Genomic DNA, 13,475 nt, shown 5'->3' on the forward strand with positions numbered 1-13,475 from the left:
TAAAGTCAATCACGTGGAAGATGTAATACATCAGATAGATTTGCAATTGGGCCAGAAAGCAATTCAAAGAAATACATTAGATGGCTTAACCTTAGAGTTTATTGATTGGCGATTGAATGTGCGTTCTTCTAATACAGAACCTTTATTGCGTTTAAATATAGAATGTAAATATAGCCAAGATTTATTGGCATCAAAAGTAGATCTGTTGTTGTCTATAATTGAACCTTTTAAGATATGATATTGATTTATTTCTTGATGAATATGGCATATTTGATTAAATGACAAAAAATTACATTGATGAATTAAAAACAGTTAAGAAGATTTTACGAAGAGAGTCTGTAAAAAAAACTCAGACGATAATGCATCAAAAGAAAACTGAATGTGTAGATCTATCTTTTAGTGAGTTAATGAAAGATGTGCGGCGGTTAAAAAGTGACGTTGTTGAGCATCCATCGAAGCCATTGGCAATTCGTATTAATCCGCATTTTGAAGAAACAGAATATGAATACTTTTATGTGGGGGATTGTTTTAAAGAAATGCCCAAGCAATATTCTAAAAATGGCCGCGGTAATAGAGATTTACAAAAGTTATTGCAGCGTCATTATCGCATTGTTTCTGAGTTGGATTTGCATGGTGAGAAAGTGGATGGATTGGATGAATTATTATCTGAATTTTGCCATTTTATTCAAGAGCATGGTGTTTGTGGTCGTATTATTCATGGCAGTGGTTTAGGATCAAAAAATTCTACGCCAATTTTAAAAAATAAAGTTCGTTTTTGGTTATATGAACATCCTGAAGTTTTAGCTTACACAGAAGAAAATAATAATGATGGAGCTGTACTGATTCTCTTAAAAAATAAAAAATATTTTTAGCGCTAAGGTTAGAAATATATTCAGTACTAATAATACTTTAATCATCAGTATTAATCTTGATTGATAAGGGTGGTGAGTGCTTTGGATGCCTTGAGTGTCATGGCAGTTAATACTTGTTGATGATTTTTGCCTCTAGAGTAAGGTGCCATTAATGTGACCACTGCAATAGCAGATTGGTGGCGAAAAATAGGAGCAGATATGCCCAAAACACCATCGTCAATTTCACCAACAGTTATGCCGTAGCCTTGTTCGAGAATTTGATTAAGCTCTTGATGCAAGGCTTTTTGTTTGCCTAAATTATTTGGATAAGCACGTTCTACGATACCATTTCTAACCTCTAATGATTTATATGCCAATAATGTTTTACCACTGGCTCCAGAGATTAAATCATTAGATCGTCCGGTTAGAAAAGAACAACGTAGTGCTTGTGTGCTTTCGACCATTTTAATACAAATTGTTTCAGTATAATCGGCTGCAATAATGGCTGCTGATTCGCCTGTATTTTCTGCTAACTCACGCAAGACATCATCACATTCAGATCCAAAAATTGAGTAATCTTGATGAAGTTGTTGGCCTTTTAAACTTTGTGCACCTAAAGTATAAGCTCCATATAATTTAGAAGGTGTAACAAATTCCCATGAAATGAGAATATTTAATATTCTATATACAGTGGATAAAGGAATATTTAACTCATAAGAAATATTTTTAGGGAAAGCAGGTCTACCGCAAGATGCTATATAAGATAATATATTCAATAATCGATCAGTACTTTTCATGATATCTCCTCCATAAAGAACAATAACAATGAAAAAGTATAATGGCAAAATATATTCTCATATTGTGAGAAAGTTGATGAGGTGGTTATTCAGATTTATAAGTTTTTATGAACAGGAACGTATTGATCATATTATAATATGGCATGAATAGAGTATTGTTGATGACCCCAAAAATGCGAAAAATATTAGTGATGTTATGCGTTATGATGATCAGCCTTGTTAGTGCAGATGAGGTTCATCTTAAAAATGGTGATAGATTAACAGGTAATATTATCTATTTTGAGGGGCAATATCTTTTTATTAAAACAGAATATGCGGGAACGATAAAAGTTAATAATGATAAAGTAAAATCATTCTCAATTGATAATCTAGTTAATATTAAGCAGAATTTATTTTCATCTAGTATTGTCGCGAAAGAAGCTCGTTTAAAAAATTATCGTGCAGATACAAAGGGCCAATCTAAAAAAGTACTAGTCATTCAAAATGGCGATGGTGTAACCGAGATTCCTATTACAAGTGAGCTTTCTGTCGCAAGAATTAATGGGCGTTCCCCTAAAAAATCACCTTTAACATATTCTGGATCTATTAATTTGGGGATTTATGTTGATACAGATTCTTCTAAAACTTCTCGTTACAATTTTGATGGTACATTGGGGCTAAAATATGATTTTTGGCGTCATACCCTGAAAGGTAAGTTTTATCGAAAAACTGAAAATGAAAAAACCAAAAGTTATTATTATCATTTGGATTATTCAGTCGATCGATTCTTTACGCAATCATTCTTCTGGCAAGGTGCAATGTCATATCAACATGATTGGCAAGAGGATATTCGAGCGAATAAATCTATTGGTACAGGGCCAGGTTGGCAGGTATGGGAAGATGAACATTCTGCACTGTCATTGGCATCGCTATTAAATTATCAAATGTTAGATTATCGTGATGGTGAGCATAGTGAAAATCCTCAAATTGCATTAAAATGGGATTTCTATCAATATTTTGGTGATCGTGCCTTTAAATTAACTACTTCTGGTGAGATTGGCCGAAGTTTTAATCGCAATGTATTATTAGACTTAAAAGCGAATGCCACATTATCTTATAAATTAACAGAATCTTTACTGTTAAATACAGGTATTTCATATGAAAAAGTTCGTGCTAAAGATGGTGATTCCCGTAATAAAAGCATTAACTTAGGGATAGGGTATCAGTGGTAATAGACCTCTTTGGCTGAATTGCAAAGTTTATTGTCTGCATCAACTAATTACTTAATGGTAAAAAAATATATGATATCAATTCTTATTTAAGAGTTTTTATTATTTTTGGAGTGCTTGTGAAAGTTGATGCTATAGAATTCCCCATCGTACGGGTGGATTATGTCAAAGGCCCCAATGAGAACATTGAGGATACCTTATCTGATTTATCTGATTTATTAAAAAGACAACAACCTTTTGTTTTTGTGGGTGAAGGTGTGCCGCAAGAAGAAAATAAAAATCTAGAAGAGCGTAAAAAAGTAGCGCTTTGGATGAAGGCAAATCATGAAGATGTTCAGAAATGGATTAAAGGTCATGTGCATGTTGTTAAAGAAGCAGATAAATTTGAAATGATGCAAGAGTTTTCGATTATTTTTAAAAAATTTTGGGGTTATCCAATGATTGTTGTGCGCACATCGGAAGAGGCGTTATCTGAAGCAGCATTATTGTTGAAACCTGAATAGTCACTGGGGAGAGGTTTTTGTGTTTATAAGTCACTATGAGGTTGCTGCTGATTATCCCGATAAGGTAGATCGTCCAGTATTTGTGATGGGTCTAGGATTAATCAACGAAAATTGGGAAATTCCATTTCATCGTCATTTTAAGTCTCAGTTAATTTTTGCAAATTCAGGTGTGATTACTTTAGAAACGACTGATAGCATTTGGAATGTGCCTTTTCAGGGCGCTGTTTGGATTCCTTCTAATTTAACTCATCGTGCGAAGATTAGCGGTAATGCAAAAGGTTTTGTTGTATTTGTTGAGCCAGCTGCTATTGATGGGTTGCCGCAATCATGTTGCACAATTTCTATCTCCCCTTTGATTCGCGAGTTACTGCAAAGGGCAGCAGAACTGCCTGAGTTATATGATGAATCCAGCCATGAAGGGCGATTAATGATGGTGTTATTAGATGAATTAGCAGCATCGCCAACAGCAAGTATGAATTTACCGATGCCCAAACATCCTCGTTTACGGAAAATGGCAGAAGCTATGTTAGAAGATCCTTCTAAAAAACTAACATTAGATGAATGGGCTAAAGCGATCAATATGAGCGAGCGTAATTTATCTCGTGTTTTTGCGAGTGAAACAGGTGTGAGTGTCAATCGTTGGCGCAGACAGATGCATGTGATTAAGGCAATGTCAATGTTGGCTGAAGATATGCCAATTCAATTGATTTCTGATGCTTTAGGTTACGAAAATTCTAGTGCTTTCATCACAATGTTCCGTAAAGCTGTAGGTGTCACACCTAAACGATTCATTATTGAACATAACGAATTAAGTCGCAGTAATCCTTTATATGTTCCAACAGGGAGTTTTTATGAGTATTGATTCTTCGGTACAAAAGTCCAAAAGCCCTATGAAGCTTGTATTAGAGCCTATAAAAGGGCGATTAATTATAGCATCATTATTGGCTGCAATTGGTATTATGTTAACTTTAGTGCCATTGGTTGGTATTGCCTATATTGCACAAGTTATTTTGGGTGGTTTAAGTACAGAGCAGATTTGGCAAGTTGTTACATGGAGTTTAGTTAGTTTATTTGCTGGCTTGATCATTAATACGTTTGCTGAATATTATGTTCACTGTGCAGACAATCGTTTGACGCATCATTTAAGATTATCGGCCATTGAACGTTTATCGCTCGTTCCTTTAGGGTGGTTTACGGGAAGAGCATCTGGAGATGTTAAGCAGGCCATGCAAGATGATATTGGTGCTTTGCATGATTTAACAGCTCATTTCTTTACAACAATTGCGAGAGCGGTAGCAGTGGTTGTGTTCTCCGCGATTTATTTATTTGCGATGAGTTGGCAATTAGCATTAGTGACTTGTGTTCCTTTTATTGCATTCTTTTGGTTGTATAGCAAAGCGTTTAAAGCTGGTGGGGAATTCATGGGGGACTTTATTGGCGGCATGGCAAGAATTGATAATGCAGTTGTTGAGTTTGTCAGTGGCATACCTGTTGTCAAGACTTTTGGTGTATCAGGAAAATCTCATAGTAGCTATCGTGATGCTGTGGATGCTTTTGCCGTAGCTTTTCGTAATTTGATTGGTTCTACAACAAAATCGGTATCAGCAGCTAATGCAATTATGAATCCAGTAACTGTTTTGGGCTTTATTTTAACATTTGGTATGATCTTTATTGCTTTAGGGTGGATTCAACCAATGGATATTGTCCCTTTTGCTCTGATTGCTCCAGGTATTTGTGCACCAATGTTGATGATATCTTTTATTACTCATGGTTTACGTAATGCAACTGGTTCAGCTGAACGATTAAATAATTTATTGCATACTCCTATTTTAGAGCAACCAGCATCTTTAGTAGATCATCCTAAAAATAGTATTGTTAAGTTTGAAAATGTAGATTATGGCTATGATTCTGAACATTTAGTTGTGAAGAATTTTGATTTAACACTTAAGCCAGGCACTGTTACTGCTATTGTGGGAGCATCAGGTGCAGGTAAATCTACCATTGCAAGATTATTATTAAGATTTTTTGATCCAGTACAAGGCAAAATTACTTTGGGTGATGTTGATCTTAAAGCTTTCCCATCTCAAGCGTTATATCAAAGAATTGGTTTTGTTTTGCAAGAAGTTCGTTTAATTAATGCAAGTGTGCGTGAGAACATTGCATTAGCATCACCGAATGCAACGCAGGATGAGGTTGAAGCTGCTGCAAAGGCTGCTAATATTCATCATAGAATTATGTCGCTCCCGAAAGGCTATGATTCGATTGTGGGTGAAGATGCGATTTTATCGGGTGGTGAGCAGCAAAGAGTCAGTATTGCTCGAGCAATATTACTAGATCCCTCCATTTTAGTTTTAGATGAAGCTACGGCTGCTGCGGATGCAGATAATGAGGCTGTAATTCAGGAAGCATTATCTCGTTTTGCGGTTGGGCGGACTTTATTAGTCATTGCTCATCGTCTAGATACGATCATGCATGCTGATCATATTGTTGTCATGGATGAAGGGCAAATTGTTGAGCAAGGTACACATGTTCAACTGTTAGAAAGACAAGGACGTTATGCTTCTTTATGGCAGCAAGGTAAATATGGTCAGTCCGATGAAGAGGCGAGTGAGGTGAATCATGTTTAAAATATTTAGTCAATTGTTGGGAGATGATTCAAGGTTTTTGAATCAATATTTAACTAAAGCAGTAATTTATGGGGTTTTAAGTGGTTTAACCATTACAGTATTGATTCCTGTTGTCTTTTATACATTAAAAGGGGAAGTGAGTTCAGCAGTCATTTGGTTGATTTTGTTGCTAATAGGTGTGATTGCTTGTTGGAAATTGCGTCAATTAACTGAGCTTGCAGGGATAAAAGTAGGCGAGTCGATTTTACGCAATGCTCGCCATCGTATTGGTGATCACGTGGCAAGCTTACCTATTGGTTGGTTTAATCCAGATAATACTGCAAGGTTAAGTCATATTATTTCCAAGGGAATGATAGAAGTAGCACAGTTACCAGCACATTTAATCACACCTGTTGTGAGTGGTTCTATTGCACCCTTAGTTTTAGTTATTGCATTATTAATTTTACACCCACTTTTGGGGATGGTTGCTTTAGTTAGCTTACCAATTATTGTGTCTGTATTGCTATTAGCATCACGTTTAGGTGAAAAGGCCGATCAGGATTTTAATGAACGTTCAGCACATACAAGCCAAAGGATTGTGGAGTTTGCACAAGCTCAATCTGTATTGCGTGCATTTAGCAGCGAAGGTAGTAGTACTCGTTTTCTTGAAAGAGCCATTGATGATCAACAAAAATCATCAGAACAACTCATTGTGATGACAACATTATCCATCATTATGGGTAGTTGGGTTGTTCAAACTGTATTTGCAGCATTGCTATGTATTGCGATAGTTTGGTTGAATGATCTTTTGGTGACAGGTGTGCATCCTACAGAAATAGTTGCCGTTGTTGTCGCATTAATTTTGGTAACACGTTTTATTGATCCTATGCAAGATGTTGCAAATTATGGCGAGGCATTACGCAGTGCAAAAGGGCATTTAAATGCAGTAAGAGAAATTTTTATGATTCAACCATTACCTGAACCCATGGTTGAGAAAGAGCCAAAAGGGAATAATGTCACTTTAAATCAAGTTTCCTTTGCTTATGAAAAAAATGAGCCATTAGTTTTGAATCAAATCAGTTTAGAAATAGAATCAGGTTCAATGGTTGCATTGATTGGTGCATCTGGTTCAGGTAAGACAACTCTTGCAAGACTGATTGCGCGTTTCTTTGATGTGACTGAAGGAGAAGTGATGATTGGTGGTGTTAATGTTAAAAATATGACGGAAAAAACATTAACGGACACTATAAGCCAAATCTTTCAGGATAGTTATTTATTTCAAGGTAGCGTGCGTGAAAATATATTAATGGGTAAGCCGGATGCTTCAGAAAAAGAGTTGCAATCTGTTTTAGTTCAATCCGGATTACAATCAGTGATTGAAAGCTTACCCAATGGTTTAGATACTTTAGTAGGTGAAGGTGGTGCGAAGCTATCAGGGGGTGAAAGACAGAGAATAGCCATTGCGCGTGCTCTGATTAAGGATGCTCCAATTTTGTTGGTTGATGAAGCAACCGCCGCATTAGATGCTGAGAATCAAGCTGTGATTGCGGAGACATTAGAGCGTTTACGTGGGTCTAAGACTTTAATTGTCATCGCGCATCAATTATCAACGATTCAAATGGCAGATCAAATAGTGGTGTTGGAGAATGGTTCTATCAAAGAGCTAGGTTCACATGAAACATTGATTAATAAAGAGGGTGAATATTCTCATTTTATTGCTCAAAGACAACGAGCTAAGGGGTGGAGAATAGTTTAGCTTTTATGGATGCTATATAATGATAGAGATGTAAGTTTCATCTCTATTTTTATAAAGGATAACTATTGTGAACCATAAGGATTGGTATTCTGCCCAGAGTTTAAAACAGCTATTAGAAGATTATGACTATGATCGTAAACAATACCAACCATTATTGAGTGTGCAATCTCTAACGCAGGGATTGGAAATGTTAAATCCTAATTTTAGTGTTGAATTATTACAATTATCAGAAAATTTTTTGCCAAACTATGATAATTCTTTAGCAGAACAATTACTTCATGGTCAACGTTGTTTTAGTCGAAGAGTTATATTGAAGCTAGATAATATTCCTGTGATTTGGGCCGAGAGTTTGTGTGATATAGATAGTTTTTTTTGGCGTAATTATTTAAATTGTGGCACTCAGTCATTGGGGCGTAAGTTATTTAGTGGCAATATGATTGATCGTACTGAATTTAGTTATAAAATGTTTGATTTAGAATCTTTGCCTTTTGAATTGCCAGAGAGTTCTTATGGTTTTAAATCCCTCATTGCCCGTCAATCAACTTTTATTTATCAAGGTGAAAACCTTTGTTTAACAGAATGGTATCTACCTAATTTGAGACGTTTTTTTTCAGATTAAAAATAAAACATGAAAGGAGAAAATAAATATCTATAATGCAGAATAAGATTTATTAAATCAAAGAAAAATAACTATGTCTCAAGAATTAATGATTGTTTTACTCCTTTTATTGGCTGCCATTATTGCATTTATGATCAATAAGCCACGTATGGATGTGGTTGCTGTGTGTGCACTTTTGGCATTGCCTGTTACAGGGAGTGTTACCCTTGATCAAGCTCTAGCAGGATTCAGTGATAGCAGTGTTTTAATTGTTGCTATTTTTTTCATCATTGGTGATGGATTAGTGCGAACAGGTGTTGCTTTTAAAGTGGGAGATTGGCTCGTTCGACAAGCTAAAAATAGTGAAACGAGATTAATTGTATTATTGATGATCTCTGTAGCGTTATTAGGTTCTGTGATGAGTTCTACGGGGATTGTGGCAATTTTTATACCCATTGTCTTAAGTATTGCCACGAAGATGAAAGCAGATACAAGAAGATTAATGATGCCATTAAGTTTTGCAGGGTTAATCAGTGGTATGTTGACACTGGTATCAACAGCGCCTAATTTAGTCGTTTCTGCACAATTACAGCAAGCAGGGCATAAATCTTTTGAGTTTTTCTCTTTTACGCCAATTGGTTTAATCATTCTATTTGTGGGCGTATTTTATATGCTATTTGCTCGCAGATTTTTAAGTAAAAATAGCGCTGAAAGTGATGGGAAAGCTAAAGATGCTCGTGTACACATTGAAGATTTGGTCAATCAATACAATTTAAAAGGGCGTAATCACCGTGCACGTATTGGTGTAGGCTCCTCTTTAGCTGGTAAGCGTTTATCAGAATTACATCTTCGAGAAAAACATGGGGCTAATATTATTGCAGTTGAACGACGTTTAAGTCGTATGAAAAATGTTGTTTTAGATGCTGTTTCAGATCGTGTTTTGCAGGAAAATGACATTTTATTGTTTGATTTCTTTTACCCTGATCAAATTAATGAGTTTTGTATAGAATTTAAGTTGATGTCATTGCCACTATTGAGTAGTTATTTTAACGAACATTCGCGTGAAATTGGCATGGTGGAAGTGACAATTCATCCAGACTCTAAGTTAATTGATAAAACAGTTTTGGAAAATGCATTCAGATCCAATTATAACTTGAATGTAATTGGTATGAAACGTAAAGGTGAGATTCTTGAAAGTGAATTACTGAGTGAACGATTGAAACAAGGCGACACATTGTTAGTTATTGGTATGTGGAAAGATGTGCGTCAATTGCAAACAATGAAAGATGATTTTGTCGTGTTAACAATTCCTGCGGAGATAGATGAGGTTGCACCAGCAATGGATAAGGCACCGTATGCAATTGGAGTGTTGATCGTAACAGTTGCACTGATGATTATAGGTATTTTTCCAACGGTATTAGTTGCAATATTTGGTGCGCTGTTAATGGGGGCATTTGGTTGTATTACGATGGATAGTGCTTATAAATCTATTCATTGGCCAAGTATCATTCTGATTGTGGGAATGTTTCCTTTTGCACTAGCTTTACAGAATACGGGAGGTGTTGATTTAGCTGTGCAGTTTTTATTGGAGATTGGTGGGGATGCGAGTCCGAGAATATTGTTGATGATGCTATTTGGCGTGACTGCATTGATTGGTTTATTCATATCTAATACTGCAACAGCGATACTATTAGCACCGATTGCGATACAAACAGCCGCAACATTAGGCGTTTCTCCTTATCCTTTTGCAATGACGGTCGCACTGGCTGCTTCTGCGGCATTTATTACACCTGTATCATCACCCGTAAATACTTTGGTGGTTACGCCAGGAAATTATACATTTGGTGATTTTGTTAAGATTGGTTTGCCATTTGCTATGATTGTAATGTTGATAGCTGTAATTTTTGTACCGATTTTATTTCCAATGGGGTAAATGAATGATGAAAAATTTTATTTATGCAAATCCAACCAAAATTATTTTTGGCAAAGGTTCAATCGCTAATATTACCTCAGAGATTCCTGTATCGAGTAATGTTTTAGTACTTTACGGTGGTGGTAGCATTCGATCAAATGGTGTTTATGATCAAGTGATGTCAGCTTTATCAGATCATACTGTATTAGAGTTTTCAGGGATTGAAGCAAATCCACATTATGAAACATGTTTAAAAGCTGTTGAATTTATTAAAAAAAATAATATTGATTTTTTATTGGCTGTGGGCGGTGGTTCTGTTTTGGATGCCACAAAGTTTATCGCAGCAGCATCACAATTTACGGGCAATAACCCATGGGATATTTTGGTTAAACATGGCCATAATATTGAAACAGCTTTACCTTTTGGTGCTGTTATTACATTACCTGCGACAGGATCAGAAATGAATAATGGTGGTGTGATTACTCGAGCTGCCACAGAAGAAAAATTAGCGTTTTCTAGCACACACACATTTCCAATATTTTCAGTATTAGATCCAGAAACCACTTATAGTTTGCCCATTAAGCAGATTTCTAATGGCATTGTGGATGCTTTTGTACATGTGATAGAGCAATATCTTACTGTTAATTCTAATAAACTTTTATTGCAAGATTATATGGCGGAGTCTATTTTGCAAGTTTTAGTACAAGAGGCGCCTGCTTTGATTCAGAATGGTTATGATTATGATTCAAGAGCTAATTTTATGTGGGCGGCAACTTGGGCATTGAATGGTTGGATTGCGTGTGGTGTTGAAGAAGATTGGGCAACACATATGATTGGCCATGAGCTCACCGCATTATATGGATTGGATCATGCACAAACTTTAGCTATTATTTTGCCAGGTTTATTACATATAATGAAAATACAAAAATCGCAAAAAATTGCTCGATTAGGACAGGTCATCTTCAATATTCATGAGGATGATGCAGAGCGTCAATTGGATTTGACCATTCAAGCGATTGAAAAGTTTTTTAATGCTGTGGGGATCAAGACTTGTCTGTCAGATTATGGTTTGAATTCAGAGGCAATTGCACCTATTGTTGCGCGTTTTGCGGATCGTGGTTGGAAATTGGGTGAGTGTAAAAATATTGAATCAGAGCAAATAAAAGAAATATTGGAGTTACGATTGTAACTATTTGAATAGTTTTTGATATGATGTTTTAGGACTGTTAACAGGGAAATGTAAAATATGAAAAAATATAATTTTAAAAAAATCATGGTTTGTTTGTTTTGCACGTCATTGGCATTTTCAACTGCTAATGCTTGGGAGGCTGAGGTTGCAGGTGGCGCAACAGGGCAAAGCGATGCTACTATTAGAATTGGTTTAAATAAAGGATGGGATGCTAAATTTTGGGATTCTTCTGTAGGGTATTTCTCTGGTTACTGGAGTTTAGGGTTAACACATTGGGAAAAAGGTAAATATGGTAAAAATGCAGCATCCATATCGTTTGCTCCTGTATTTACTTATAATTTCTACACAAATAATACTATTGAACCATTCATTGAGTTGGGTATTGGTGTATCTGCTTTCTCAAAAACTAAAGTCGGGGATAAAAACTTAGGCAGTTCCTTCAATTTTGAAGATCGTATTGGTTTTGGTGCAAGATTTGGTGATCATACTTTAGGTATTCGTGCAATTCACTATTCAAATGCTGGAATTAAAAGCCCTAATAATGGTATAGAAAGTTATTCCCTTTATTACTCATATAAGTTCTAATGATATTTTTGGCAAAAGGAGAATGAGGAATGAAATACGCAAGTCCAATTTTAGTGTTTGTAGATGTTCAAGAAAAATTGAATAATGTCATTCATGATAAAGATAAGCTGATCCCTCGTTTAGAAAAATTATTAAAAGGATTGGCGCTGTTGAATGTTCCTGTGCTTTGGTTGGAGCAATATCCTAAAGGTTTGGGGACAACTGTTGAATCTTTAAAAGAAATTTTGAGTGCAGATGGATATTCTCCTATTGTGAAAAATACATTCAGTGCTTGGGGAAGTACAGAGTTTCAAGAGAAACTAAAAGAATCAGGTGCTGATCATATTCTATTGGCCGGTATGGAATCTCATATTTGTGTATTCCAAACGGCAAGAGATTTATTGCTTGAAAACTATGATGTGGATGTGATTGTAGATTGTGTTTCATCACGCACAAAAGAGAATAAAGATCTTGGGATTGATCGTATGATTGGCTATGGCGCAGGCACAACAGGCTTAGAATCATTATTGTTTGAATTGCTGGAAACAGCAGATCATCCTGCATTTAAAGATATTAGTCGTTTGATTAAATAATATTTACCCGATATTTTAAAAAGGCTGAAGGTTCAGCCTTTTTTATTGTGAACTGTTTTGATAAAACATTGACAAAAGACAAGTTCTACCTTGGTTCTTAGTAGTGCTTGCTGGTAAAAAAGAGAAAAGTCCCCATTTTTGTATTAGGATTATTGAAGAATCAATATTAAGTTTAGGGAGAAGTAGAAAGTGAGTGAGTTAAATTATCAAGACGGGACTGTGTTAGAAAATAGAGATCATGCGATTTTTATTGAAGCAAATTTCAAAACAGATGATTTAGATGCAATTAAAGATGCGATTGGTGATTTCAATGCGCGTCTTCGTTCATATAAAACGCGTTTTGGCCATATGGGATTATCTGCTGTTTTAGCATTTGGCCGCGATGCTTGGACAAAACTTTCTGGCGATGCGGAAAGCGCTGAAGAGTTGCATGATCTACAAACAATGGCGAAAGGCATGGTGCAAGGCACGCAGCGTGATATGTTTGTGCATATTTTGTCTTATGAGCACAAAATGAATTTTACATTAGCTCAGGATTTTGTAAGCTGCTTTAAAGATCTTGTTACAATCGAAGAAGAAGTGCATGGTTTTCGCTGGTTAGAAGCGCGTGATTTAAGTGGCTTTGTGGATGGTACAGAAAATCCTAAGGGGTTACAGGATCGCGCGGATGTTGCGATCATTCCTGAAGGTAAAGATGCGGGCGGAAGTTATGTGATCGCTCAGCGCTGGGTGCATGATATTGATAAATTCAATACATTTGATTTGGCGAAACAAGAAGGTACATTTGGCCGCACTAAACATGATGATATTGAAATGGCAGATGAAGATAAGCCAATAGGTGCCCATACAGAGCGTGTTGTGATTGAAAAAGATGGTGAAGAATTAGAAATTGTACGTC

At 36.0% G+C, this 13,475-nt stretch carries 13 protein-coding genes and 1 pseudogene; 13 read left to right on the top strand and 1 reads right to left on the bottom strand.

Going from position 1 to position 13,475, the window contains the following annotated elements:
* Positions 1-238: pseudogene (locus BZK14_RS02610) on the top strand (phosphomannomutase CpsG); the annotation flags it as partial.
* Positions 239-278: 40 nt separating this feature from the next.
* Positions 279-872, top strand: coding sequence for a Smr/MutS family protein (locus tag BZK14_RS02615; protein WP_077925044.1), 594 nt, complete (start codon positions 279-281; stop codon positions 870-872).
* Positions 873-922: 50 nt separating this feature from the next.
* On the opposite strand, the gene BZK14_RS02620 is transcribed toward BZK14_RS02615, so the two are convergent.
* On the bottom strand, positions 923-1,648 hold the full coding sequence (locus BZK14_RS02620; RefSeq protein WP_171973624.1) for an IclR family transcriptional regulator: 726 nt from the start codon (positions 1,646-1,648) through the stop codon (positions 923-925).
* A gap of 161 nt (positions 1,649-1,809) precedes the next feature.
* Between BZK14_RS02620 and BZK14_RS02625 the strand changes: the two genes are divergently transcribed.
* From BZK14_RS02625 to BZK14_RS02675, 11 genes are all read left to right on the top strand, one after another.
* The gene (locus BZK14_RS02625; RefSeq protein ID WP_245831129.1) at positions 1,810-2,859 is read left to right on the top strand and encodes a DUF481 domain-containing protein; all 1,050 of its coding nucleotides are present in this window, start codon (positions 1,810-1,812) and stop codon (positions 2,857-2,859) included.
* A 116-nt stretch (positions 2,860-2,975) separates the two neighbouring features.
* On the top strand, positions 2,976-3,359 hold the full coding sequence (locus BZK14_RS02630) for a hypothetical protein (protein ID WP_077925045.1): 384 nt from the start codon (positions 2,976-2,978) through the stop codon (positions 3,357-3,359).
* Positions 3,360-3,378: 19 nt separating this feature from the next.
* A complete protein-coding gene (locus BZK14_RS02635; RefSeq protein WP_245831130.1) occupies positions 3,379-4,221 on the top strand; it encodes an AraC family transcriptional regulator in 843 nt (280 codons plus the stop codon).
* Positions 4,211-5,986 (top strand): ABC transporter ATP-binding protein, encoded by a 1,776-nt coding sequence (locus tag BZK14_RS02640; protein WP_077925046.1) that lies wholly within the window; start codon positions 4,211-4,213, stop codon positions 5,984-5,986. The genes BZK14_RS02635 and BZK14_RS02640 overlap by 11 nt, the downstream gene beginning before the upstream one ends.
* Positions 5,979-7,721 carry an ABC transporter ATP-binding protein gene (locus BZK14_RS02645; RefSeq protein WP_077925047.1) on the top strand — a complete coding sequence of 581 codons (1,743 nt, stop codon included), beginning with the start codon at positions 5,979-5,981 and terminating at the stop codon, positions 7,719-7,721. Before BZK14_RS02640 ends, BZK14_RS02645 begins: the two co-directional genes overlap by 8 nt.
* A gap of 67 nt (positions 7,722-7,788) precedes the next feature.
* Positions 7,789-8,340, top strand: coding sequence for a chorismate--pyruvate lyase family protein (locus BZK14_RS02650; RefSeq protein WP_245831131.1), 552 nt, complete (start codon positions 7,789-7,791; stop codon positions 8,338-8,340).
* A 73-nt stretch (positions 8,341-8,413) separates the two neighbouring features.
* Positions 8,414-10,252: an SLC13 family permease gene (locus tag BZK14_RS02655; protein WP_077925048.1), complete on the top strand. Its 1,839-nt coding sequence runs from the start codon at positions 8,414-8,416 to the stop codon at positions 10,250-10,252.
* Between the two features lie 7 nt (positions 10,253-10,259).
* Entirely contained in the window at positions 10,260-11,420 is a 1,161-nt protein-coding gene (locus BZK14_RS02660) for an iron-containing alcohol dehydrogenase (RefSeq protein WP_077925056.1), read from the top strand.
* Between the two features lie 57 nt (positions 11,421-11,477).
* Positions 11,478-12,005 (top strand): acyloxyacyl hydrolase, encoded by a 528-nt coding sequence (locus BZK14_RS02665; protein WP_077925049.1) that lies wholly within the window; start codon positions 11,478-11,480, stop codon positions 12,003-12,005.
* Between the two features lie 29 nt (positions 12,006-12,034).
* Complete coding sequence (locus BZK14_RS02670) at positions 12,035-12,577, top strand: isochorismatase family protein (protein WP_077925050.1); 543 nt, start codon at positions 12,035-12,037, stop codon at positions 12,575-12,577.
* A gap of 189 nt (positions 12,578-12,766) precedes the next feature.
* On the top strand, positions 12,767-13,475 hold a 709-nt coding region (locus tag BZK14_RS02675), incomplete at its 3' end, for a Dyp-type peroxidase (protein ID WP_077925051.1).

The sequence above is a fragment of the Wohlfahrtiimonas larvae genome, assembly GCF_002006755.1.
Lineage (GTDB): Bacteria > Pseudomonadota > Gammaproteobacteria > Cardiobacteriales > Wohlfahrtiimonadaceae > Wohlfahrtiimonas > Wohlfahrtiimonas larvae.